This is a genomic window from Variovorax sp. VaC1 (assembly GCF_043658315.1).
Taxonomy (GTDB): Bacteria; Pseudomonadota; Gammaproteobacteria; order Burkholderiales; family Burkholderiaceae_C; genus Variovorax.
On the sequence record NZ_JBIGLT010000009.1, the window covers coordinates 78,470 to 100,950 of the forward strand.

Consider the following 22,481-nt stretch of genomic DNA (forward strand, 5'->3'; position numbering starts at 1 on the left):
CAGATGCGGTGCGCTCGCCTGGCAAGCAGCTGCTCAGGCGCCGATGGCTTGTCGCTTGACCGCATCAAGGGTTCGACCGGCCTGGTCTTTCCATGTCATCCAGCCATTCGCCGTGCGGCCGAGCAGCGCCACTGCCGCCGTGCTGGGGGAGCGGAACAGGTGATCGCGGGTGAACACGACGGTGTTACCGTCGATCTTCATCACGCCCTCACTGATGAGCCTTTCGCGAAAGCGCTCGTCACTCGTGCCGTGGATCGACGGCATGTTTTGCCGGCGCCCTACCGAGCCGGCCAGCACCACGAAGCCTTCATTCGTGAAGAGCCCTCGCCCGTCCACGCCGCCCGATTTGCAGTGGAAAAGCTCCGCCTCGACCGTAGGTCCATCGGGCTGGGGGAGCGGAACGAACAAGGGGTGGCCCAGTGTCGTCAGCAAAGTCTGGGCGGTTTCGAACATCTCGCGGCACTCGGCCTCCAGCGGCGCGAGCGTGTGCGGACGGCTGCCCGCGTTGGCGTTCAGGTCACTGTAGCGGCCCACCTTGCGCGCGGTGTCTATGCTGAGCCATTCCAGGAACAGCGCATGCGTCGGCGTCAGCGAATGCGTGCGCGACACCAGCACCAGCACCCGTTCCCAGAAATCCTTCTTGTTGTCGTGCTCGGCCAGGCGTGCGCGCAAATCGCTCGTCTGGCCGATGTAGACCTGCGGCGCGCTGCCGTCCTCGGGCACCGCGACGAGGTAATACACGCCGACCTGTGTGCTCTCGGTCATCTTGAAGAACTCGGGCAGGCGCTTGCGTGGCACCTCGATCAGTTGAACGATGCGAGTCGTGATCTCTGCGACGCGAATGCCCGTGGGTTCTCCGCTTGGCAGAAAAATCTGGATGGTCTTGGGGCTGGCACTGCTCATGGGATTGCTTCTGCGGCGATGGCGCCTCGCACGTCGATCTGGCCGGTGACGGCGGCGGCGATAAGGGCGCTGCGGCGTTCTTTTAGAAGTGAAACGCCTCGTTCGGAGTCTTGCTTTAACTGGTCTAGTCTTGCGACTTCAGCATCAAGGAACGCGCAAATCGCTCGCTGCTCTTCGGTGTCTGGTACCGGCATCTTGAAGCTTTGAATGGTTCCGAGGTAGATGCCGGGTTGGGCGGAAAAACCGACGCGCTCCCAAAGTTGTCTTTGGAAGGCGTCGCTGCTGATGCAATAGAAGAGCCACTGTGGCAAGAGCGCGGCCCTGGTGCGGAAGATCGCGAGGCTTCGCTGAATATGAAATCGGCCCAGCCCATCAGGGACGATTGCGACCTTGCCAAGCGTTGCGCCAACGGTTGCCATGAGTACATCGCCGGCCTGAGGGACGAATGCTCTACACAATTCCGCATAGTCGTCAGCTGAAATCCTTGAATCGTCCTCTCGAAAACCAAACACGCTTTCGTCGATATTCCGAACGCTAAGGAGTGGTACGCCTTCTTCAACACGCGCCGGAGGCAAGTGCGTTCCATCTTTCAGTAATTCGCAAAGGTGTTTTAGTGCCAGCGCTTCCCAATTCGCTGGCACCTTCCCCAGCCACGTCACGCCGGAATCCTTAATCGGGGCGTTGGGACTGAGGCCGCGGGTAACAGCATGGGAGATGGTGGCTTGGCGCTTTTCGGCTAGCAGGGTGATGAGCTTTTCCTGCTCGGCAATCAGTGCATCGATCTTGGCGGTTTCGCGATCGAGGAAGACCGCGATAGTGGTTTGATCAACAGGCGGCGGAATGGGAACGCAGATGCGGACCAAGTCCGACGCATTGATTGCCGGATAGCTCACGCCGGTCGAGCGGCTGATTACTTCGTCAACAAAACCAGTCGCTTGCAAAGCGTACTTGGCATATCCAGAAGCCAGTCTGGAGTGTGGTCGAACCACAGCGAAACCTGTCGAAACGACCAAGTTCTCTGGCGGATTCGCAACTGGCGCGATGGCCTTCAGGTAGGTCCGGACGGTCGATACCAAGATGTCACCATCTTCGACCAAGCGGCGCGCACGCGATGGCGCATCTGAAAAGGCCATACGTTCAGTGCGTTCAACTCCTCGGTCAAGACTCACGCTGCCAATGTCGACGTACTCAAGCTCAAAGCTAGGCTCAGTGGATTCAGGCAGGACGCCGTCGTTGACGCTAGCAACTCGCATGAGCCGCGCTACGTCCCAGTCGGACGGTACTTGTTCCAACCAGCTATCGCTGTCCTTGTAATGGGGATATCTGGGCAAACTCATTCCGCCAACTCCTCCAGCATCTTCATGATGTTGGCCGAGACGGTCTTCAGCTCTTCGTCGATGGCGTGCAGGCTGCGCGGCGGCTCGAAGACGTAGAAGTGGCGATTGAACGGAATCTCGTAGCCGACCTTGCTCTTTTCCTCGTCAATCCAGGCATCGGGCGCGTGGGGCAACACCTCGCGCTCAAAATAGGCTTGAATGTCTTCGGCCAGTGGCACGTTCTCGGTATCGCGCAGCCCGCTATCGGATTGGGGCTTCCCCTTCTGCTTGCCTTTCACGCCGAGTACCGGCTTGCCGGTCTCGTCCTTCAGCGGACGCTCAACGGTGACGGTTGTGTAGCCGAAGTCCTTGTTCCTGAAGATGCGCGAGATGGGCACGCGCTTGAGTTTGCCGCCCTCAGGCATTGCGGGCGTGTTGTCGGTGCCAGTCACGAGTTGCGGCTCACCTTGCACCTGGCCGGCAGCGTCGAACACCGTGACCAACTCGGCCTCGGCGAATTCGCCGAATAGGCGCGTGACGGTGGCGATATGCGCGTCGCTCATCTCCTTGCGCTTGGAGCCCAGGCTCTTGCGCATCTTCTGCCAGAAGCCGCTGGCGTCGATAAGCTGCACACGATCCTTGCGCTCGGCTTGCTTCTTGTTGGAAAGAATCCAGACGTAGGTGGCGATGCCCGTGTTGTAGAACATGTCGGTGGGCAGGCCGACGATGGCCTCCACCAGATCGTTCTCCAGTACGTGGCGACGGATCTCGCTCTCGCCGCTACCGGCGCCACCGGTGAACAACGGTGAGCCATTGAGCACGATGCTGAAGCGGCTGCCGCCGTCCTTGGCGGGACGCATCTTCGACAACAGGTGCATCAAGAAGAGCATGGAGCCGTCGCTCACGCGTGGCAGGCCGGGACCGAAGCGGCCGTCGAAGCCCTTGTTCTCGTGCTCCTGGCGCACGGCCTTCTCGACCTTCTTCCACTCCACGCCGAAAGGCGGGTTCGAGAGCATGTAGTCGAACTTGCGGCCGCCATGGCCGTCATCGCTGAGCGTGTTGCCAGCGACGATGTTGGTCACATCCTGATTCTTGATGAGCATGTCTGCCTTGCAGATGGCGTAGGACTCGTCGTTGAGTTCCTGGCCGTACATGGTCAGTCGTGCCTGCGGGTTGTGCTCCTGCAAGTGCTCGTCGGCGATCGAGAGCATGCCTCCGGTGCCGGCGGTCGGGTCATAGATGGTGCGAACGACGGCGGTGCCGGGCGTGAGCACCTCGTCGTCGTTGATGAACAGCAGGTTCACCATCAGGCGGATGACTTCGCGCGGCGTGAAGTGTTCCCCGGCTGTCTCGTTGGAGTCTTCGGCAAACTTGCGTATCAGCTCCTCGAACACCGTGCCCATGCTGGCGTTGTCCACCACTTCGGGATGCAGGTCGATGTTGGCGAATTTCTCGGTGACGAGGTAAAGCAAGTCAGCTTTGGCCAGTCGCTCGATCTGGGTGTAGAAGTCGAAGCGCTCGAAGATGTCGCGTGTTGCGGGCGAAAAGGCATGGACGTAGTCGCTCAGGTTCTTGCGGATGTTGTCCTGATCGCCCAGCAACTTCACGAGGTCCAGTGCAGAGGTGTTGTAGAAGCGTTCGCCGGTCTTGCGCAGCAGGAAAGGCTCGGGGTTCAGGCCCGCTGTTGTCTTGGCGGCGAGTTCTTTCAGGACCGCAGTCTTGGTCGCTTCAAGGACGCAATCCAGTCTGCGCAGCACGGTGAAGGGCAGGATCACGCGGCCGTATTCGGATCGCTTGTAGTCGCCGCGCAGCAGATCCGCGACAGACCAAATAAAGGACGAGAGGGCTTGGGGGTTCATCTACTAAGTCGTTAACGCATTCTTACGCCGGGCGCAGCTTAACCGGTGCTGCCTGATGGGGCGCGGCGGACCCTTGCGGGGAGCGGCCGGTATTCGTCTGAGTGCAAACACGATAAGGACCGCCGGTAAAAACAAAAAAGCCCACAGCATGCTGCGGGCTTTCTTGGAAGGACGGAAAGAAGCTCAGTTCAACGGCGGAATCCGCAGCTTCTGCCCCGGATAGATCTTGTCCGGGCTCGTCAGCATCGGCTTGTTCGCCTCGAAGATCGCGTTGTACTTGTTGGCATCGCCGTAGTACTTCTTGGAGATGGCGGACAGCGTGTCGCCCCTCACCACGTCGTGGTACTGCGCGGGCGGCGCGGCGGGTGCGACGAGGTTGTTGTCCACGCTCGTCACGTTGGCCACGTTGCCCGCCGCCAGCGAAGCCTTTTCGCTGGCTTCCTGCGAGGGCGCCTGGCCCGCGAGCGTGACCACGCCGGTGCTTGCAACGTAGGTCACCTCAAGGCCGGTGAGCCCGAGGTTCTGCGTTTCGATGTAGGTCTTGATGGCGGCTGCGGCCGCCGCGTTCGCGTCCGTGTCCGGCGTGGCGGCCTGCGCCGACGATCCGCCAAACAGTTTTTCACCGGCTTCCTTGATGAAACTCAGCAATCCCATGGTTTTCTCCTTGTGCCGTGGTGGATGGAATTTGCGAATGTAGTGGCCGAGCGCGGTGGGCCGGCGTAGGCCCATGCCGCGTGTGTCAAAGACGTGCCAGCAGGAATAACAACAAAGTCGCAATAATCCGGCGCATGGCATCCCCCTTCCTCGCAATCGACATCGGCAACACCCGCCTCAAATGGGCGCTCTACGACGGAGCCCATCCCGGCGCCACGTTGCAGGCGCAGGGTGCGGAATTTCTCGATCACATCGAACGGCTCGCCGATGGCCCGTGGGCCGACCTGCCCGCGCCCGGCTCCATGCTGGGCTGCGTGGTGGCCGGCGACACCCTGCGGCGCCGCGCCGAAGACCAGATCGTCGAGCGCTTCGACTGCACGCCGCGCTGGGTGGTGTCGAGCGCGGGCGAGGCCGGCATCGTGAACGGCTACGACCATCCGACGCGCCTGGGCGCTGACCGCTTCGTGGCGATGATCGGCGCGCGCCACCGCATGCTCGCGCAAGGGCCGGCGCGGCCGATGGTGGTGGTGCTGATCGGCACGGCCGTCACCGTCGAGGCGATCGATGCCAGCGGCAAGTTTCTTGGCGGCCTCATCCTGCCGGGCCACGGCATCATGCTGCGCGCATTGGAGTCGGGCACGGCGGGCCTGCACGTGCCCACCGGCGAGGTGCGCGAATTTCCCACCAACACCAGCGATGCGCTGACCAGCGGCGGCACCTACGCCATTGCCGGTGCGGTTGAGCGCATGGTGCAGCACGTGCGCCAGCACTGCGGCGCCGAGCCGGCCTGCTACATGACCGGCGGCGCGGGCTGGAAGATGGCGCCCGTCATGAACGGGCACTTCGAGCTGGTCGAGAGCCTCATCATGGACGGACTGCTGGTGATCGCCCGCGAGCGGGCCAAGCCCTGAGCCCGAAGGCCCGGGGACGCATCAGCGCATCAACGCCTCGGCCATCGCCTGGAACGCAGGCAAGGTCAGCGGGTCGTTGCCGCCGTTGGCCGCGATCGGGTGCGAGGCATAGCGCACGATCACCATTTCGGCCTTCGGGTCCACATAGATGCTCTGGCCATGGATGCCGCGCGCCATGTAGGCGCCGTGCGGGTTGTTCGTGACCCACCACATGTCGCGGTACGACCAGCCCGGCAGCAGCGCATAGCCCGCCTTGACGAACTTGGCCGGGTCGCCGCCGCGTCGGATGTCTTCCACCACCGCCTTCGGAATCGCCTGCTGCCCGTTGGACGCGCGCCCGTCGTTGCGCATGGTCTCGCCGAAGCGCGCCAGGTCGCGCAGCACGGTGTTCAGGCCGCCGCCGCCCGACTCGGTGCCGATGCGGTCGACCATGAAGTAGGCGTCCTGCTCGGCGCCGATGCGGCGCCAGATCTTCTCGCTCAGCAGGTCGGCCAGCGACTGGCCGCTCGCGCGGCGCACGATCCACGCGAGCACCTCGGCGTTGACGGTCTTGTAGGCGAAGCCATCGCCGTGCTCGCCTTCCTTCTTCAGCGTGACGAGGAATTCGTAGAACGACTTCGGGCCGGTGTAGTTCTGGCCTTGGGTGAGCATGCCGCCGGCGCGCGCGTAGTCCCAGATCTCGGCCTTCGGGTCGGCGTAGTTTTCGGAGTAGTGCACGCCGACCGTCATGTCCATCACCTGGCGCACGGTGGCGTCGCCGTACGCCGTGTCCTTCATCTCGGGCAGGTACTTGGTGACCGGTGCGGCCGGGTCCAGCTTGCCTTCGTCCGCGAGGATGGCCGCCAGCGTGCCCACGAAGGACTTGGTGACCGACATCGCGAAGTGCGGCCGCTCGGGCGACAGCGCGCCGAAGTACTTCTCGTAGAGCACCTTGCCGCGGTGCATCACCAGGATGCCGTCGGTGTAGGTGCCCGAGATCATCTGGGCGAAGTTCATCGTTGCGTCGCCCGTGCTTCCCAGCGGCTTGAACGTGACCTTCTCGATGTCGAAGCGCGGTGCGGCCGATGGCAGCGGGCTGGCCGCGCCGGGGCCGCGCCACACGTTGGCGGTGGGCACCGTCTCGCGGGTGTGCGAGAAGCTCCAGCGCGTGCGCGGAAACACGCCGCCCGCCGGGTTGTCGAAGGTGATCAGCTTGTCGGGTGCGGGCGGAAAGCCCTTCATCCAGCCCATGGCCTCGACCGAGGTGGCCACGGGGTCGGGCAGCGCGGCGGGCGCGGGCGTCTGGGCGTTGGAGGTGTTCACGGCAAGCAGGGTGAAGGCGGCGGCAAGCGCCGTGCGTGCAAAAAAGTCATGGTGGTTTTTTGGGGGGTGTTCATCGGCATCGGCATCAACGGCCGCTGAAGCGCGCGGGACGGCGCTCGACGAAAGAGCGCACGCCTTCGGCCGCGTCTTCGCTGTTCGACAGCCGCTTCTGTGTGGCGATGAACTCCGACACGGCCGCGAGCGGCCCCTGCTCGACGGCCTTGATGACGTTGAGCCGCGTGGCCACCACTGCCAGCGGTGCCTGCGCCGCGATGCGCTGCGCAATGGCCAGTGCCGCGTCCAGCTCCTGCCCGGCCGGCACCACCTTCTGCACGAAGTTCAGGCGGTACGCCTCGGCGCTGTCGAACTCGTCGGCCGTCAGCAGATGCAGCATCGCGTTGCCCACGCCCGCGCGCTCGGCCATGCGCAGCGTGGCGCCGCCCGTGGCCATGATGCCGCGCTGCACTTCCATCTGCGAGAAGCGGCAGTTGTCGGACGCCACCACGATGTCCGCGCCCAGCATGAGCTCGATGCCGACCGTGAAGCAGATGCCCTTGACGGCCACCACCATCGGCTTGGTGCGGCGGCGGTAGCCTGGCAGGCCGAAGTCGTGCGGCTCCACCAGCCCGGCGGGAATCGCCTTCTCGCCGCGCTTCATGTATTCGGTGACCGCCGGCAGGTCCAGGCCCGCCGTGAAGTGGTCGCCGAAGGCATGCAGCACGCCCACGCGCAGGTTCGGGTCGTCATCGAGGCGGGTGTAGGCCTCGGCCAGCTGCTTGAACATCGGCGGCGTCCAGCCGTTGCGCTTGGCCGGGCGGTTGATGCCGATCAGCAGCACATGGTCGAGCACCTGGGTGTCGATGCAGCCTTCTGCCGGTGGGGTGGTCGGGGTCGCAGTCATCGGTCTTGTCTCCGTGTTGTTGTTGCGATGGCGCTGCGGCTCAGTACGTGTAGACGCCGCGGCCCGTCTTGCGACCGAGTTGGCCGGCGGCCACCATTTCCTTCAGCAACGGGCAGGGGCGGTACTTCGAATCGCCGAACTGCTCCAGGTACACCTCCATCACGGCCAGGCACACATCCAGGCCGATCATGTCGGCCAGTGCCAGCGGGCCGATGGGCTGGTTGCAGCCCAGCTTCATGCCAGCATCGATGTCTTCGGCTGTGGCGATGCCTTCGGACAGCACGAAGAAAGCCTCGTTGATCATCGGCACCAGGATGCGGTTGACCACGAAGCCCGGCGCGTTCTTCACCGTGATCGGCGACTTGCCCAGCGTCTCGGCCAGTGCCTTCACCGCGTCGTGCGTGGCGTCGCTCGTGAGGTAGCCGCGGATCAGTTCCACCAGCGCCATCATCGGCACCGGGTTGAAGAAGTGCATGCCGATGAAGCGGTCGGGGCGCGAGGTGGCGGCCGCCAGCTGCGTGATCGAGATCGACGAGGTGTTCGATGCAATGATGACTTCGGGCGCCAGCATGTCGTCGACCTGCTTGAGGATCTTGAGCTTGAGCGCGTGGTTCTCGGTGGCTGCTTCGATGACCAGTTGCGCGCTCTTCAGGTCGTCGTAGTTGGTCGAGCCCTTGATGAGCGCCAGCGCGGCGGTCTTCTGCTCGGCCGTGAGCTTTTCTTTCTTGATCAGGCGGTCGAGGCTGCCCGACACCGTGGCCAGGCCCTTGTCGACGGCCGCCTGGGCGATGTCGACCATCACCACTTTCACGCCGGCCACCGCGCAGGCTTGCGCGATGCCGTTGCCCATTGTTCCGGCTCCGATGATGCCGACGGTCTGGATAGCCATGAGAAAACTCCTTGAGAGAAAACAAAAAAAGAATGCGGGGAGCGGGTGGCGTGCAAGGCCGCCACCGCGGCAGGACATCGATTGTGAATCAGCCCCGCCGGGGCGCCGTTGCCGCGTGCGACACGGGTGGCTTACAGTGCGACGGTTGCTTTTTCTTCCCCTTTTTCGACTTCGATCATGACCACCCTCGGCACCCCCCTTTCCCCCTCCGCCACCCGCGTGATGCTGCTCGGCTCCGGTGAGCTCGGCAAGGAGGTGCTGATCGCCCTGCAGCGCCTGGGCGTGGAGACCATCGCGGTCGACCGCTACGAGAACGCCCCCGGCCAGCAGGTGGCCCACCACGCGCGCACCATCACCATGAGCGACCCCGAGGCGCTCAAGGCGCTCATCGAGGCCGAGAAGCCCACGCTGGTGGTGCCCGAGATCGAGGCCATCGCCACGCCGATGCTGCAGCAGCTCGAAGACGCGGGCGTGGTGCGCGTCATTCCCACGGCGCGCGCCGCCCGCCTGACCATGGACCGCGAAGGCATCCGCCGCCTGGCCGCCGAAACGCTGGGCGTGCCGACCAGCCCGTACAAGTTCTGCGACTCGCTGGCCGAGCTGCAGGCCGCCATCGACGAAGGCATCGGCTACCCCTGCATCGTCAAGCCGGTGATGAGCAGCTCCGGCAAGGGCCAGAGCAAGATCGACGGCCCCGCCGACGTGCAGAAGGCCTGGGACTACGCCATGGCCGGTGGCCGCGTGAGCCATGGTCGCGTGATCGTCGAGGGCTTCATCGACTTCGACTACGAGATCACGCTGCTCACCGTGCGCGCCAAGGATGCGGCCGGCGCGGTGGAAACGAAGTTCTGCGACCCCATCGGCCACGTGCAGGTGAGCGGCGACTATGTGGAAAGCTGGCAGCCGCATCCCATGGCACCGGCCGCGCTGCAGAAGGCGCAGCAGATCGCGCAGGCCGTCACGGCCGACCTGGGCGGGCAGGGCCTGTTCGGCGTCGAGCTGTTCGTGAAGGGCGACGAAGTCTGGTTCAGCGAAGTCAGCCCGCGCCCGCACGACACCGGCATGGTCACCATGGCCACGCAGTGGCAGAACGAGTTCGAGCTGCACGCCCGCGCCATCCTCGGCCTGCCGGTCGACACCTCGCTCAAGAGCCCTGGCGCCAGCGCGGTGATCTACGGCGGCGTCGATGCCACCGGCATCGCCTTCGACGGCGTGGCCGAGGCGCTGCAGGTGCCCGGCAGCGACATCCGCCTGTTCGGCAAGCCCGAGAGCTTCGTCAAGCGCCGCATGGGCGTGGCGCTGGTGCACGCGGCCGACACCGACACCGCCCGCAAGCTCGCCAAAGAAGCGGCTTCGCGCGTGAAGCCGCGCAAAGCCTGAGTCCCCGAGTGTCGGGACGCAAGCGACAGCCGTAGCCAGTTTTCGCAAGCCGCGCCGCACAGGCGCGTGCATGGTGCGGGCTCCTGCCAGAACGCCGGTGGATGCGGGTGCATGCGGATACCGCGCATGCGCGATGCACTCCACACTGGGCGTTCGCTCGATCCACCGGAGACACCATGCTGCATCCCCAGGCGCGCGCCTTGCTCGACTTCATCGAGGCGCGCGGCATCCCGCCGACGCACACCCTGTCGCCCGCCGATGCGCGGACCTTCTACCGCGAGCGGCGCACCGCCACGCAGCCGCTGCCCGCTGAAGTCGCCGAAGTGCGCGACCTCGCGGCGGACGGCCCGCACGGCACCATCCCGGTGCGCCTGTACCGGCCGCTCGGCTCGGGCGCAGGTCCGCTGCCGGTGCTGGTGTACTACCACGGCGGCGGTTGGGTCATCGGCGACCTCGACACGCACGACGTGCTGTGCCGCGAGCTGGCCAACGGTGCCGGCTGCGCGGTGGTTGCGGTCGACTACCGCATGGGGCCCGAGCACCGCTTTCCCGCTGCCTTCGACGACGTGCTCGCCGCCACCCGCTGGGTGCGCCGCGAGGCCGCGACGCTGGGGCTCGATGCGAGCCGCCTCGCCGTGGGCGGCGACAGCGCCGGCGGCAACCTCGCGGCCGTGGTGTCGATCGCCGCACGCGATGCGGGCGACCTGCCCATCGCCTTCCAACTGCTCATCTACCCGGCCACCGACATGCGCCGCGTGCACCCCTCGCACCAGAGCAACGGGCAGGGCTATCTGCTGACCAGCGACACCATCAAGTACTTCCACGACCACTACATCACCGACCCGAAGCACGACCTCGACTGGCGCGCTTCGCCGCTGCTGCACCCCGACCTGTCGAAGCTGCCGCCGGCGCTGGTGATCACCGCCGGCTACGACCCGCTGCGCGACGAAGGGCTGGCCTACGCAGAGGCGCTGACCGCCGCCGGCAACCGCGCGATGTACGTCTGCTTCGAGCGGCAGATCCATGGCTTCGTGCCCATGGGCAAGGTGCTCGACGAGGCCAACACGGCGGTCGCGCTTTGCGCCGCGGAGTTGCGGCGCGCCTTCGCATTGGCCTAGGGAAAGTCCCCGCGCAAATGGGTGCCGCGCAGCCGGCTCGCGCCGCTACGATCCAGCGAACGCGACGCCACCCCCCGGTTGGCAGTTGAACGATGCAGGAGACAAACACCATGCAGCGAACAAGGACGGCGCCGCCTCACAGCGGCGACGCACGGCAGGGCGAGCGCCTGATGTGGCTGGTGCCGCAGCGCGTGTTCTACGCCGGGCTGCTCGGCGCGGCCGCCGAGCGCACCATGGGTGGCCACGGCGTGTACGTGTCGCCCACCGGTGCGCCGCCGAACCGCATCCGCATCGGTGGCGGGGCATGGCAATCGGGCGAACTGATCGTGGTGCCGCCGCACGTGCCGCACCATGTCGAGAGCGCGTGTCCGCTGATCTTCAACCTGCTGATCGAATCCGAATCGGTCGACCCCGGGCGCATGCCCGCCTTCATGCAGCACTGCGGGCCGGTCGATGCACCCGAGTTCGCACAGCGCGTGCGCGATGCCCATGCGCAACTGCTCGCCGCGTCGGGCCGCATGCTGAGCTTCGACGGGTTCGATTTCGACACGGTGTTCTTCGGCCAGGCGCTTGCACCGCGCGTGCTCGATGCGCGCATCCGCAAGGTCATCGACGCCATCAACGCCGACCCGGCTGCACCCACCTCGGCCGAAGACTGCGCGGCCTCGGTGAACCTCTCGTTCTCGCGCTTCCTGCACCTGTTCAAGCAAGAAACCGGAATGGCGTTCCGCGCCTTCAGGGCGTGGAAGCGCGCGCGCAGCCTGCTGCGCTACGTGCACCAGAGCGCCACGCTGACCGACATCGCGCTGGACACCGGCTACCCCGATTCGACGCACTTCAGCCATTCGATCCGCCAGGTCTACGGCCTCAAGCCCAGCGACATCGTGGCCGGCTCGCGCCGCCTCGCGCTGCACGACGCGGCCGGTGGCTTCCGGCAGTAAGCGCGCAGGGGCCCCATGCAGATCCTCCAACTCCTGCTGTCGGGCATTGCACAAGGTTGCATCTACGGCCTGATCGCACTGGGCTTCGTGCTGATCTACAAGGCCACCGAAACGGTGAGCTTTGCGCAGGGCGACCTGATGATGCTCGGTGCCTTCGGCGCGTTCGCGGGCATGTCGCTCTTCGGCATGCCGTTCTGGCTCGCGGCCATCCTCGCGGTGGTGGCGATGGCGGCCTTCGGCGTGCTGCTGGAGCTGGTGGTGATCCGCCCGATCCTGGGGCAGCCGCAGTTCTCGATCGTGATGCTCACCATCGGCATTGCGTATGTAGCGCGCGGCATCATCACGATGGTGCCGGGCATCGGCACCGAGACCCACACGCTGGCCGTGCCTTACAAGGACCAGATATGGAAACTGGGCGAGCTGGTGGTCAACCTCGAGCAGCTGGCGATCATCATCGCCACGGCCGTTCTTTGCGCGCTGCTGTTCGCGATGTTCCGCTACAACAAGCTCGGTATCGCGATGCAGGCCTCGTCGCAGAACCAGCTCGCGGCCTACTACATGGGAATCCCGGTGAAGCGGCTCAACGGGCTGGTGTGGGGGCTGGCGGCGGCCGTCGCGGCCATTGCCGGCATGCTGCTCGCGCCCATCACCTTCGTGCACGCGAACATGGGCTTCATCGGGCTCAAGGCCTTTCCTGCCGCGGTGGTCGGTGGCTTCGGCAGCCTGCCGGGCGCGATCGTCGGGGGGCTCGTCATCGGCATCGTCGAGTCGTTCGCGGGCTTCTATCTGCCCGATGGTTTCAAGGACACGGCGCCGTACATCGTGGTGCTGCTGATGCTCATGATCAAGCCCAACGGTCTGTTCGGCGAGAAGCTGCGCAAGAAGGTCTGAACATCCCATGCGCTTCATCTTCAAGACCAGCTACGACCAGGACATCCGCCTTGCAAGGCACGGCGGCCATGTGCTCTGGTACAGCCTGCTCATTGCGTTTCTCATCGCGGCGCCGTGGGTCATCGACGAATACTGGCTGGCGCAGCTGACCTTCGTGCTGATCTACGGCATCGTCGGTTTGGGGCTGATGCTGCTGGCCGGTTTCACGGGGCAGTTCTCTATCGGGCATGCGGCCTTTCTGGGGGCGGGGGCGTACACGCAAGGCGTGTTGACGAACCTGGGCGTGCCGTTCCCGCTGGCGCTGGTCGCGGCCGCGGCGCTGTCTGCGGCTGTGGGCGTGGTGGTCGCGTTGCCGGCGCTGCGCGTGAAGGGCATTTACCTCGGCATCGCGACGCTGTCCTTCGGCTTCATCGTCGAAGAGGTCTTTGCGCGCTGGGAGAGCGTGACGGGCGGCAACGCGGGGCTGCACGTGAAGTCGCCGCAGCTCTTCGGCTGGTCGCTGGGTTCGGGCGACGGCTTCTACTTTCTGTGCCTGGTGGTGGCGGTGCTGGCCACGCTGGGCATCCTGAACCTGCTGCGCTCGCCGACGGGGCGCGCCTTCGTCGCGATCCGCGATTCGGAGATCTCGGCGCAGAGCATGGGCATCCATCTCGCGCGCTACAAGACGATGTCGTTCGCGATCTCGGCGGCGCTCGCAGGTTTGGGCGGTGCGTTGTACGCGCACAAGCTGAGCTTCATCTCGCCCGACCAGTTCAGCATCCTGCAGTCGATCGACCTGCTGCTGATGGTGGTGATCGGCGGGCTGGGGTCGGTGCATGGCGCGTTCCTCGGCGCGATCTTCCTGATCGCGATGCCGCAGCTGATCTCGATGGGCAAGGACTGGCTGCCGGAGGTGGTCGGCCAGGCACCGGGCCTGCAGGGGCTGGTGTACGGGCTGGTGCTGATCGCGTTCGTGCTGTTCGAGCCGTTGGGGCTGTATGGCCGCTGGCTGAAGATCCGCACCTGGCTGCAGCTCTTTCCGTTCTATCGCAAGGGCCTGTTCAAGCGGCAGAAGTCGTTCACCAAGTCGGACCGCCTGAGATGAGCAGCAGCAACGACATCCTCCTTTCCGCGAAGGAATTGAGCGTGCGCTTCGGCGGCGTGCTCGCGGTCAACAAGGTGAGCTTCGACGTGCGGCGCGGCGAGGTCTTCACCCTGATCGGCCCGAACGGCGCGGGCAAGACGACGGTGTTCAACCTCATCAGCCGCATCTACACGCCGACCACCGGCGAGATCACGTGGCACGGCGAAGCGGGAAGCCCGATTGCGCTGACGCAGCAGGCGCCGCATGCGATTGCCGCGCTGGGCATTGCGCGCACCTTCCAGAACATCGAACTCTTCGAGCATGCGACGGTGCTGCACAACCTGCTGATCGGCCGGCACACGCACCGGCAGACGGGCTTCTGGAGCGAGGTGTTCTTCACGCCCGCCACGCGGCGCGCGGAGATCGCGGCGCGCGAGAAGGCGGAGCAGGTGATCGAGCTGCTGGACCTGCAGCACCACCGCGACTCGATGGTGGCGGGGCTGCCCTATGGCGTGCGCAAGGTGGTGGAGCTGGCGCGCGCGCTGTGCACCGAGCCCAAGCTGCTGCTGCTCGACGAGCCGTCGTCCGGTCTCAATGTCGAAGAGACGGCGGACATGGCGTTCTGGATTCAGGACATCCAGCATGAGCTGGGCGTATCGGTGTTGATGGTCGAGCACGACATGTCTCTGGTCTCGAAGGTGTCGGACCGCGTCCTTGCCATGAATCAGGGCGAGGTTTTGGCTACCGGAACACCGCGTGAAGTACAGGCGGATGCACGTGTGATCGAGGCTTATCTTGGGACTGTGGATGACGTCAGCAGTTTGAGGAGGGTGGCGGTGTGACGGCCTTGTTCGTTGCCTCTTTGGGAGCGCCCGGCATGCGGCACGGTGCGGGCGCCCCCGCTGCGCCGGCCGCTTCGCGGCTGCCCTGCGGTGCTCGCGTTTCGCGGGGTCTCGCAGAACTCGCTGCGCTCAAACAGCTGCGAGCCCTGATCCGCGCAACGTTGCGCTCCTCGGCGGCGCAGAGGGGGCGCCCACCCCGCACCGCACACCGGGCTTGGTCGTGGGGTTTTTGTCCTGTGCGTGTTTGTGGGGCTCGGCGTTGCTCCCTGAACGTAGGAGCGCCGGTATGAGCGATGTCGTACTCCAGTTGCTCAATGTGGAAAGCGCCTACGGGCCCATCAAGGCCATCCGGGGCGTCAGTCTGAAAGTTCGGCAGGGCGAAATTGCGACGGTGTTGGGCTCGAACGGTGCGGGCAAGACCACGATCCTCAAGACCATTTCGGGGATCATCGATCCGCGCAAGGGCAGCATCGAATTCCAGGGCAAGGACATCACGGCCAAGGACCCGGCCTACATCGTCCAGCAGGGGCTGAGCCATGTGCCCGAAGGGCGCGAAGTGTTCCCGCTGCTGTCGGTGAAGGACAACCTGCTGATGGGCGCCTACACACGCAAGGACCGCGACGGCGTGGCGCGCGACATGGAGACTGTCTACAGCTACTTCCCCATCCTGCGTGAACGCGCCACGCAGGACGCCGGCCTGCTATCGGGCGGCCAGCAGCAGATGCTGGCGATCTCGCGCGCGATCATGGCGGCACCGCATCTCATTCTTCTGGACGAACCCAGCCTTGGCCTGAGCCCCAAGCTGACGAAGGAGATCTTCGAGATCGTCGTGCGCATCAACCGCGAGCGTGGCACGACGATCCTGCTGGTCGAGCAGAACGCCAACATGGCGCTCAATGCCGCGGACCACGGCTACGTGCTCGAGAACGGCCGCATCGTGATGGAAGACTCCTGCGAACGCCTGCGCGAAAAGGAAGACATCAAGGAGTTCTACCTCGGCGTGAAAGACGACGGCGTGCGCGGCGAGCGGCGCTGGAAAAAGAAGAAGACCTGGAGGTAGCCGCCATGCAAGGACTCTGGGAGCTCAACACCTTCGAACCCCGGCTCGACGTCGTCGTGCCCGGCGACACCATTTCCACCATGTTCTGGAACGCCGTGAAGCAGCGCGGCGACACCGTCTGGATGCGGCAGAAAGAGCTGGGCATCTGGCGCAGCTGGAGCTGGCACCAGACCGCCGACGCGGTGCGCGAGATCGCGGCCGGTCTCCAGGCGATCGGCTTCGCGCGGGGCGAGTGCGCATCGATCCTCTCGAACACGGTCATCGAATGGGTGCTGGCCGACCTGGCCGTGCTCAGTTGCGGCGGCGTGTCGAACGGCATCTACCCGACCGACGCGGCTTCGCAGGTGCACTACCTGTGCGAAGACTCGCGCACCACCATCCTCTTCGTGGAAGACGACGAGCAGCTGGACAAGGCGCTCGAGGTGCGCGACGGCCTGCCGGGCCTGCGCCGCGTGATCGTGTTCGACATGGAAGGCCTGCGCGACCTCGACGACCCCGGCGTCATGAGCCTGGAGGCGCTGCGCGTGCTCGGCCGCATGCACCTTGCGGGCGACCCGCAGGCCGTCGAGCGCAGCGTGGCCGCCTGCCGGCCCGAAGACCTGGCCATCCTCGTCTACACCTCGGGCACCACCGGCAAGCCCAAGGGCGCCATGCACAGCCATGCGGGGCTGGTGTACACCGCGCGCGGCTACAACACGCTCATCGCGCAGGACGAGAAGGACGAGCGCATGTGCTTCCTGCCGCTGTGCCACATCGCCGAACGCATGGGCGGCGAGTACTTCGCGATGTACACCGGCTCGATCCTCAACTTCGTGGAGAACCCCGAGACGGTGCCGGAGAACGTGCGCGAGATTGCGCCCACCGTGTTCACGGCCGTGCCGCGCGTGTGGGAGAAGTTCTACTCGGGCGTGATGATCGCGCTGAAGGAGGCGGGCCCGCTGCAGCAGGCCGCCTACAAGTGGAGCATCGGCGTGGGCGAAGCCATCGCGGCGAAGGTGCTGGCGGGCGAACCTGTCGGCGCGGGGCTCAGGCTCAAGTTCAGGCTTGCGCGGCTGCTGGCGCTGGACAACGCGCGCAAGCTCATCGGCATTCACCGTGCGCGGTTTCTCGTGACGGGCGCGGCGCCGATCTCGCCCGAGCTGGTCAAGTGGTACCTGGCGCTCGGCGTGCCGATGCTGGAGGTGTGGGGCATGACGGAGTCGTGCGGCGCCTCGACGGCCGTGCCGGCGACGCGCATCAAGCCGGGCTCCATCGGGCCGGCCACGGGCTACAACGAAGTGCGCATCGAACCCGGCACCGGCGAAATTCTGGTGCGTGGCCCCAATGTCTTCATGGGTTATCTGAACCTGCCCGAGAAGACCGCCGAGACCATCGACGCCGACGGCTGGCTGCACACGGGCGACGTGGGCGTGATGGACGAGGACGGGTATTTCCGCATCACCGACCGGATGAAAGACATCATCATCACGGCAGGTGGGAAGAACGTGACGCCGAGCGAGCTGGAGAACGAGCTCAAGTTCAGCCTCTACATCACCGATGCGGTGGTGATCGGCGATGCGAAGCCCTACCTCACGGTGATCGTCATGATCGACCAGGAGAACGTCGAGAAGTTTGCGCAGGACAACGACGTGCCGTTCAGCAACTACGAGAGCCTGACGCGCACGCGCGAAGTGCAGGACCTGATCCAGGGCGAGATCGACCGCGTCAACGCCAAGTTCGCGCGTGTCGAGCAGATCAAGAAGTTCTTTCTGCTCGAGACGCAGCTCAGCGCCGAGGACGAAGAGCTCACGCCGACGATGAAGCTCAAGCGCAAGCTGGTGCAGACCAAGTACGCGGAGCGCATCGAGGCCATGTACCGCTGACCTGTGCGCAGAGAGATTGCAGATCCGTTTTTTTCGTCAACCCGAGGAGACAACCGCATGAAGCTCAAGACACTGACGGCGCTGGCCGTGCTGGGCCTGGTCGCCACGCTCGCGTCCGCGCAGCAGCAACAGGGCGTGACCAAGGACGAGATCCGCATCGGCACCATCCAGGATCTGTCGGGCCCGCTTGCGGGCTTCGGCAAGCAGGCGCGCAACGGCATGCAGCTGCGGGTGGACGAACTCAACGAGCAGGGCAACATCAACGGGCGCAAGCTCAAGCTCTTCGTCGAAGACTCGGGCTACGACCCGAAGAAGGCGGTGCTGGCGGCGCAGAAGCTGGTGAACCAGGAAAAGATCTTCATCATGGCCGGCCACATCGGCACGGCGCAGAACATGGCGGCGATGCCGGTGCAGTTCGACAAGAACGTCATCAACTACATGCCGATCACGGCGGCGCGCGAGATGTACGAGCCGCTGAACCGGCTGAAGTATTCGTTCGCCGCCACCTACTACGACCAGATCCGGCTGGCCCTGCCGAAGATGATCAAGGACAAGGGCGCCAAGAAGGTCTGCACCATCTACCAGGACGACGAGTTCGGGCTCGAGGTGCAGCGCGGCGCCGAAGCGGGCCTGAAGGCCGCGGGCATGGAGCTGGCCGAGAAGACATCGTTCAAGCGCGGTGCCACCGACTTCAGCTCGCAGGTCGCGAAGATGAAGGCGGCCAATTGCGACCTCGTGGTGCTCGGCACCATCATCCGCGAGACCATCGGCACGGTAGGCGAGGCGCGCAAGACGGGCTTCAACCCGACCTTCCTGGGCTCGAGCGCGGCGTACACCGACCTGATCCACAAGTTGGGCGGCAAGGCGATGGACGGCGTCTACGCCACGATGACGGTGCAGAACCCCTACACCGACGAGCAGTCGCAACCGCTGCGCTTCTGGGCCAACAAGTACAAGACCAAGTTCAACGAAGACCCGACCGTGTTCTCGGTGTACGGCTACGTGATCATCGACTCGTTCATCAAGGCGGCGCAGAAGGCCGGGCCGAACCTCACGACCGACAGCTTCATCAAGGCGATGGACAGCATCACCTTCGAGCCCGACATGTTCGGCAGCCCGAAGAGCACGTACACCGCGACCAAGCGCCTGGGCAACGACCAGTCGCGCCTCTCGCAGATCAAGGACGGCAAGTGGGTGGTGGTCTCTGACTACGTGACGCCGTAAGGGGTGCTCGCCAGCACCGGGGAGGGCGGCTATATTTCGTCGCGAAACCCATCGCGAGAGTGCCCGCCATGCCCCAGTACTGGTTGATGAAATCCGAACCCGACGAGGTCTCGATCGACGACGCGCTCGCCGCGCCCGATGCCACCGTGGCGTGGACCGGCGTGCGCAATTACCAGGCGCGCAACTTCATGCGCGACGGCATGAAGGTCGGCGACGGGGTGCTGTTCTATCACTCGAGCTGCCCGGAGCCGGGCATTGCCGGCATCGCGCGGGTGGCCTCGGCCATCAAGCCCGATCCGACGCAGTTCGATCCGAAGTCGCCGTACTACGACGCGGGCGCGAAGAAGGACGATCCGCGCTGGCTGCTGGTGGATGTGCAGGCGGTGCGCAAGACCCGCCTGCTGGCCTTGCCCGAGCTGCGCGCCAAGCCCGAGCTGGCCGAGCTGATCGTGCTGCGCAAGGGCAACCGGCTGTCGATCACGCCGGTCGAGCCCGCGCACTGGAAGATCATCGAGAAGATGCTGGCCTGAGCCAGGGCGGCGGATTGCCGCCTACTTGCTCACGACGCCCAGCGCGTTGTCGAGCTTGGCGAAGAACGCCTGGTAGGGCGGTGCGTCGGTCACGAGCATGGAGCGCGAATCGCCATTGCTATCCCAGACCGTGGTCCTGAAACGTGCGCGGACCACGACCTCGCCGGGCGCCCGGCCCGGCCGCAGCGCGACGAAGGCTTCGGTCGTCTGGTGGTCGGGTCTTCCGGGCAGGCCCATCCTCGACTTCAGCACGGCACGCAGGGTTTCGCGTTCCTTGCTGACCAGCAGTTCGTTGTGCACGCCCTGGATGAGGTTGAAGTCGGGGTCGGCTTCCACGCGCGCATAGCCCAGCGCTTCGAGCGAGCCCTGGCTTGCGCGCAGCGCGGTCGCGAGCGAGCTGCGCTGCACGATGTGGTCGCGTTCGCGCTCGAAGGTGCTGCGCTCCTGCGCGGTGGGCTCGACCCAGGTCTGCGACGAGCTGTAGCGCAGGAAGCGTCCGCCGTCGCCATCTTTTTGCTCCTGGGGCTTGGGCGATGCGCAGCCTGCAATGGCCAGCACCGCGAGCAGCGCGCCGGACGCCAGCGGGGCGCGGGATGCGAAGGAGAAAAAGAAGAACTTCTTCATGTCATGCCCTTGTCATGTGATGCGCGAGAGGACGGGGAACAGCTTGCCGAGCCCATCGGCCATCACTTCGACCGCGAGCGCCGCAAGGATCAACCCCATCAGCCGCGTCATGATGTTGATGCCGGTCTTGCCGAGCACGCGCGCGATCGGGTGGGCGAGCGAGAACGCAAGGGCCGTGGCCAGCGCGACCACGACGCCGTAGCCGACCAGCACCGCCAGCTCCCAGAGGTGCTGCGCCTTGTCGGCGTAGATCACCACGGTGGAGATGGCGGCCGGCCCGGTGAGCAGCGGAATCGTGAGCGGCACCACCGCGATGGAGGCGCCCATCGACGCCTTCACTTCGGTGGCGCGCAGTTCCTCGACGTTGGTCTTGCTTTCGGCAGGTTGCGCATTCAGCATCGAGATCGAGCTCATCAACAGCAGCAGGCCGCCGCCGACCTGGAAGCTGGCGATCGAGATGCCGAAGAAAGACAGCAGCTGCAGCCCGATCAGCGCGCTGACCGCAATGACGACGAAGGCGCTGAAGGCCGACATGCGCACCGTGTGGCGCCGCTGGGCGTCGGAGTAGTCCTGCGTGTAGTGGATGAAGAAGGGCACGATGGCCAGTGGGTTGACGATGGCCACCAGCGTGACCAGCGGCTTGATCAGGTCCATCGAGGTGCTCATGGCTACCTTCCTCCGGTGACGTCGAGCAGAGCCATGGTGGTGTAGCTGGCCTCGGCCGAAAGCAGCCAGAGGATGGCGCCCGCGATCTCGTCGGCGGTGCCGGCGCGCTTCATGGGTACCTGCGGGCCGAGCGCGGCGGCGCGGTCGGGCAGGCCGCCCGAGGCGTGGATGTCGGTGTCGATCACGCCGGGGCGCACTGCGTTCACGCGGATGCCTTCGTCGGCCACCTCTTTGGCCAGGCCGATGGTGAAGGTGTCGATGGCGGCCTTGCTGGCCGCGTAGTCGACGTACTGGCCGGGCGAGCCGATCCGCGCGGCGCCGCTGGAGACATTGACGATGGCGCCGCCCGCGCCGCCGTGTTTGGTGCTCATGCGGCGCACGGCTTCGCGCGCGCAGACGAAGCTGCCGATCACGTTGATGCGGAACATGCGCTCCAGCCGCGCCGTGCTCATTTCGTCGACCCGGGCCGTCACGTCGACCACGCCCGCGTTGTTGACCAGCGCGGTGAGTCGGCCGAGCTTGGCGTCGACCTTGGCGAACATCGCGAGCACTTGCGCTTCGTCGCCGACGTCGGCCTGCACCGCGATGGCCGTGCCGCCGCCCGCGCGGATGGTGCGCACCACTTCGTCGGCCGCCAGCGAGTTGCTGGCGTAGTTGACGGCCACCGCGTAACCGCGCTTTGCCGCCAGCAATGCAGTGGCGGCGCCGATGCCGCGCCCGCCACCCGTGATCAAGAGCACTTGGTCCAAAACCTACCTCCTGCAGAGAAACTGCGTGTCAGTTAAAACCGTCGGCTTGGATTACATCATCGAGGGCCGGCGCACGGGCACTGCGCGGGGCCGTCCAGGCAAGCGCGCACCGCGGTGCGCGGCACGGAGGTTACCGAATGCACACCACCAGCAAGACGATCGACTACTACTTTGCGCCCCAGAGCCCGTGGACCTATCTGGGCCACAGCCGCTTCGAGGCGATTGCCGCGGCGGCGGGCGCCACGGTGCGCGTGCGGCCCATCGACATGGGCAGCGTGTTCCCGGTGTCCGGCGGGCTGCCGCTGGGCAAGCGGGCGCCGCAGCGCCAGGCCTACCGGCTGGTCGATCTGGCGCGCTTCTCGCGCCATCTCGGGTTGCCGCTGAACCCCAAGCCGAAGTTCTTTCCGGTGGCGAGCGACGACGCGGCCCGGCTGATCATCGCGGTCGACATCAACGACGGCACGCAGGCCGCGATGCGCATGAGCGCGGCGGTGTTCGCGGCGGTGTGGGTGCAGGAGCGGAACATCGGCGATCCGAACCTGCTCGAAGCGCTGGTCGTGGAGTGCGGGCTGCCGGCCAAGCGCGCCGAGCAATCGCAGAGCCAGGCGGTGCAGGAACGCTACGAGGCCTACACGCAGGAAGCCATCGACATCCAGGTGTTCGGCGCGCCGAGCTACGTGATCGACGGTGAAATATTCTGGGGGCAGGATCGCCTCGACTTCGTCGAACGGGCGCTGCGCCCGTAGCCACGGCATTCACCTGCGCATCTATCCATCTATTCACTCATTTGCCATCA

The 22,481-nt window shown here is 65.5% G+C and carries 22 protein-coding genes; 12 read left to right on the forward strand and 10 right to left on the reverse strand.

What is annotated here, in order from left to right; genetic code table 11:
• Window positions 1–33: 33 nt before the first annotated feature.
• The 4 genes from ACGLHS_RS30080 to lysM form a co-directional block, all read right to left on the reverse strand.
• The gene (locus ACGLHS_RS30080; RefSeq protein ID WP_394485475.1) at window positions 34–903 is read right to left on the reverse strand and encodes a GIY-YIG nuclease family protein; all 870 of its coding nucleotides are present in this window, start codon (window positions 901–903) and stop codon (window positions 34–36) included.
• A complete protein-coding gene (locus tag ACGLHS_RS30085; RefSeq protein WP_394485477.1) occupies window positions 900–2,240 on the reverse strand; it encodes a restriction endonuclease subunit S in 1,341 nt (446 codons plus the stop codon). The genes ACGLHS_RS30080 and ACGLHS_RS30085 overlap by 4 nt, the downstream gene beginning before the upstream one ends.
• Window positions 2,237–4,078: an N-6 DNA methylase gene (locus ACGLHS_RS30090; RefSeq protein WP_394485479.1), complete on the reverse strand. Its 1,842-nt coding sequence runs from the start codon at window positions 4,076–4,078 to the stop codon at window positions 2,237–2,239. Before ACGLHS_RS30090 ends, ACGLHS_RS30085 begins: the two co-directional genes overlap by 4 nt.
• 183 nt (window positions 4,079–4,261) lie before the next feature.
• Entirely contained in the window at window positions 4,262–4,732 is a 471-nt protein-coding gene (lysM, locus tag ACGLHS_RS30095; protein WP_394485481.1) for a peptidoglycan-binding protein LysM, read from the reverse strand.
• Window positions 4,733–4,866: 134 nt separating this feature from the next.
• Between lysM and ACGLHS_RS30100 the strand changes: the two genes are divergently transcribed.
• Window positions 4,867–5,643, forward strand: coding sequence for a type III pantothenate kinase (locus tag ACGLHS_RS30100; RefSeq protein ID WP_394485483.1), 777 nt, complete (start codon window positions 4,867–4,869; stop codon window positions 5,641–5,643).
• Window positions 5,644–5,664: 21 nt separating this feature from the next.
• Here ACGLHS_RS30100 and ACGLHS_RS30105 read toward each other — a convergent pair whose 3' ends face one another.
• From ACGLHS_RS30105 to ACGLHS_RS30115, 3 genes are all read right to left on the reverse strand, one after another.
• The gene (locus tag ACGLHS_RS30105) at window positions 5,665–6,954 is read right to left on the reverse strand and encodes a serine hydrolase domain-containing protein (protein ID WP_394485663.1); all 1,290 of its coding nucleotides are present in this window, start codon (window positions 6,952–6,954) and stop codon (window positions 5,665–5,667) included.
• Between the two features lie 76 nt (window positions 6,955–7,030).
• Window positions 7,031–7,846: a crotonase/enoyl-CoA hydratase family protein gene (locus tag ACGLHS_RS30110; RefSeq protein WP_394485485.1), complete on the reverse strand. Its 816-nt coding sequence runs from the start codon at window positions 7,844–7,846 to the stop codon at window positions 7,031–7,033.
• Window positions 7,847–7,886: 40 nt separating this feature from the next.
• The gene (locus ACGLHS_RS30115; RefSeq protein WP_093243320.1) at window positions 7,887–8,735 is read right to left on the reverse strand and encodes a 3-hydroxybutyryl-CoA dehydrogenase; all 849 of its coding nucleotides are present in this window, start codon (window positions 8,733–8,735) and stop codon (window positions 7,887–7,889) included.
• Between the two features lie 177 nt (window positions 8,736–8,912).
• Here ACGLHS_RS30115 and purT point away from each other — a divergent pair, with 177 nt between their 5' ends.
• The 10 genes from purT to ACGLHS_RS30165 all read left to right on the forward strand — a co-directional run bounded on the left by purT (window position 8,913) and on the right by ACGLHS_RS30165 (window position 19,646).
• Window positions 8,913–10,115, forward strand: a complete 1,203-nt coding sequence (gene purT, locus ACGLHS_RS30120) for a formate-dependent phosphoribosylglycinamide formyltransferase (protein ID WP_394485487.1) — start codon at window positions 8,913–8,915, stop codon at window positions 10,113–10,115.
• Window positions 10,116–10,291: 176 nt separating this feature from the next.
• A complete protein-coding gene (locus ACGLHS_RS30125) occupies window positions 10,292–11,233 on the forward strand; it encodes an alpha/beta hydrolase (RefSeq protein ID WP_394485489.1) in 942 nt (313 codons plus the stop codon).
• 110 nt (window positions 11,234–11,343) lie between these two features.
• On the forward strand, window positions 11,344–12,174 hold the full coding sequence (locus tag ACGLHS_RS30130; protein ID WP_394485491.1) for a helix-turn-helix domain-containing protein: 831 nt from the start codon (window positions 11,344–11,346) through the stop codon (window positions 12,172–12,174).
• 15 nt (window positions 12,175–12,189) lie between these two features.
• Window positions 12,190–13,065 (forward strand): branched-chain amino acid ABC transporter permease, encoded by an 876-nt coding sequence (locus tag ACGLHS_RS30135; protein ID WP_394485493.1) that lies wholly within the window; start codon window positions 12,190–12,192, stop codon window positions 13,063–13,065.
• 7 nt (window positions 13,066–13,072) lie between these two features.
• Window positions 13,073–14,149 (forward strand): branched-chain amino acid ABC transporter permease, encoded by a 1,077-nt coding sequence (locus tag ACGLHS_RS30140; RefSeq protein ID WP_093243330.1) that lies wholly within the window; start codon window positions 13,073–13,075, stop codon window positions 14,147–14,149.
• On the forward strand, window positions 14,146–14,970 hold the full coding sequence (locus tag ACGLHS_RS30145; protein ID WP_093243333.1) for an ABC transporter ATP-binding protein: 825 nt from the start codon (window positions 14,146–14,148) through the stop codon (window positions 14,968–14,970). The genes ACGLHS_RS30140 and ACGLHS_RS30145 overlap by 4 nt, the downstream gene beginning before the upstream one ends.
• Window positions 14,971–15,256: 286 nt before the next feature.
• Complete coding sequence (locus ACGLHS_RS30150) at window positions 15,257–16,030, forward strand: ABC transporter ATP-binding protein (protein ID WP_394485496.1); 774 nt, start codon at window positions 15,257–15,259, stop codon at window positions 16,028–16,030.
• 5 nt (window positions 16,031–16,035) lie between these two features.
• Window positions 16,036–17,892 (forward strand): AMP-dependent synthetase/ligase, encoded by a 1,857-nt coding sequence (locus ACGLHS_RS30155; protein ID WP_394485497.1) that lies wholly within the window; start codon window positions 16,036–16,038, stop codon window positions 17,890–17,892.
• Between the two features lie 57 nt (window positions 17,893–17,949).
• Entirely contained in the window at window positions 17,950–19,116 is a 1,167-nt protein-coding gene (locus tag ACGLHS_RS30160; RefSeq protein ID WP_093243339.1) for an ABC transporter substrate-binding protein, read from the forward strand.
• Window positions 19,117–19,184: 68 nt separating this feature from the next.
• A complete protein-coding gene (locus ACGLHS_RS30165; protein WP_394485498.1) occupies window positions 19,185–19,646 on the forward strand; it encodes an EVE domain-containing protein in 462 nt (153 codons plus the stop codon).
• A 21-nt stretch (window positions 19,647–19,667) separates the two neighbouring features.
• On the opposite strand, the gene ACGLHS_RS30170 is transcribed toward ACGLHS_RS30165, so the two are convergent.
• Genes ACGLHS_RS30170 through ACGLHS_RS30180 form a run of 3 tightly spaced genes read right to left on the reverse strand, consistent with a single transcriptional unit; the run spans window position 19,668 to window position 21,685 of the window.
• Window positions 19,668–20,270: a hypothetical protein gene (locus tag ACGLHS_RS30170; RefSeq protein ID WP_394485501.1), complete on the reverse strand. Its 603-nt coding sequence runs from the start codon at window positions 20,268–20,270 to the stop codon at window positions 19,668–19,670.
• A 12-nt stretch (window positions 20,271–20,282) separates the two neighbouring features.
• Window positions 20,283–20,936 carry a MarC family protein gene (locus tag ACGLHS_RS30175; protein ID WP_093243346.1) on the reverse strand — a complete coding sequence of 218 codons (654 nt, stop codon included), beginning with the start codon at window positions 20,934–20,936 and terminating at the stop codon, window positions 20,283–20,285.
• Window positions 20,937–20,938: 2 nt separating this feature from the next.
• A complete protein-coding gene (locus tag ACGLHS_RS30180; protein WP_394485502.1) occupies window positions 20,939–21,685 on the reverse strand; it encodes an SDR family oxidoreductase in 747 nt (248 codons plus the stop codon).
• 137 nt (window positions 21,686–21,822) lie between these two features.
• On the opposite strand from ACGLHS_RS30180, the gene ACGLHS_RS30185 reads away from it, so the two are divergent.
• Complete coding sequence (locus ACGLHS_RS30185) at window positions 21,823–22,431, forward strand: 2-hydroxychromene-2-carboxylate isomerase (protein WP_093243349.1); 609 nt, start codon at window positions 21,823–21,825, stop codon at window positions 22,429–22,431.
• The last annotated feature ends 50 nt before the right edge of the window (window positions 22,432–22,481 follow it).

Excerpts from the sequence above, each read along its gene's own strand:
- ACGLHS_RS30125 (WP_394485489.1), top strand. The coding sequence starts at position 10,292 with ATGCTGCATCCCCAGGCGCGCGCCTTGCTCGACTTCATCGAGGCGCGC.
- ACGLHS_RS30115 (WP_093243320.1), bottom strand. The coding sequence starts at position 8,735 with ATGGCTATCCAGACCGTCGGCATCATCGGAGCCGGAACAATGGGCAAC.
- ACGLHS_RS30145 (WP_093243333.1), top strand. The coding sequence starts at position 14,146 with ATGAGCAGCAGCAACGACATCCTCCTTTCCGCGAAGGAATTGAGCGTG.
- ACGLHS_RS30185 (WP_093243349.1), top strand. The coding sequence starts at position 21,823 with ATGCACACCACCAGCAAGACGATCGACTACTACTTTGCGCCCCAGAGC.
- ACGLHS_RS30130 (WP_394485491.1), top strand. The coding sequence starts at position 11,344 with ATGCAGCGAACAAGGACGGCGCCGCCTCACAGCGGCGACGCACGGCAG.
- ACGLHS_RS30170 (WP_394485501.1), bottom strand. The coding sequence starts at position 20,270 with ATGAAGAAGTTCTTCTTTTTCTCCTTCGCATCCCGCGCCCCGCTGGCG.
- ACGLHS_RS30160 (WP_093243339.1), top strand. The coding sequence starts at position 17,950 with ATGAAGCTCAAGACACTGACGGCGCTGGCCGTGCTGGGCCTGGTCGCC.
- ACGLHS_RS30090 (WP_394485479.1), bottom strand. The coding sequence starts at position 4,078 with ATGAACCCCCAAGCCCTCTCGTCCTTTATTTGGTCTGTCGCGGATCTG.
- purT (WP_394485487.1), top strand. The coding sequence starts at position 8,913 with ATGACCACCCTCGGCACCCCCCTTTCCCCCTCCGCCACCCGCGTGATG.
- ACGLHS_RS30150 (WP_394485496.1), top strand. The coding sequence starts at position 15,257 with ATGAGCGATGTCGTACTCCAGTTGCTCAATGTGGAAAGCGCCTACGGG.
- ACGLHS_RS30140 (WP_093243330.1), top strand. The coding sequence starts at position 13,073 with ATGCGCTTCATCTTCAAGACCAGCTACGACCAGGACATCCGCCTTGCA.
- ACGLHS_RS30080 (WP_394485475.1), bottom strand. The coding sequence starts at position 903 with ATGAGCAGTGCCAGCCCCAAGACCATCCAGATTTTTCTGCCAAGCGGA.
- ACGLHS_RS30165 (WP_394485498.1), top strand. The coding sequence starts at position 19,185 with ATGCCCCAGTACTGGTTGATGAAATCCGAACCCGACGAGGTCTCGATC.
- ACGLHS_RS30155 (WP_394485497.1), top strand. The coding sequence starts at position 16,036 with ATGCAAGGACTCTGGGAGCTCAACACCTTCGAACCCCGGCTCGACGTC.
- ACGLHS_RS30100 (WP_394485483.1), top strand. The coding sequence starts at position 4,867 with ATGGCATCCCCCTTCCTCGCAATCGACATCGGCAACACCCGCCTCAAA.
- ACGLHS_RS30110 (WP_394485485.1), bottom strand. The coding sequence starts at position 7,846 with ATGACTGCGACCCCGACCACCCCACCGGCAGAAGGCTGCATCGACACC.
- ACGLHS_RS30135 (WP_394485493.1), top strand. The coding sequence starts at position 12,190 with ATGCAGATCCTCCAACTCCTGCTGTCGGGCATTGCACAAGGTTGCATC.
- ACGLHS_RS30085 (WP_394485477.1), bottom strand. The coding sequence starts at position 2,240 with ATGAGTTTGCCCAGATATCCCCATTACAAGGACAGCGATAGCTGGTTG.
- lysM (WP_394485481.1), bottom strand. The coding sequence starts at position 4,732 with ATGGGATTGCTGAGTTTCATCAAGGAAGCCGGTGAAAAACTGTTTGGC.
- ACGLHS_RS30175 (WP_093243346.1), bottom strand. The coding sequence starts at position 20,936 with ATGAGCACCTCGATGGACCTGATCAAGCCGCTGGTCACGCTGGTGGCC.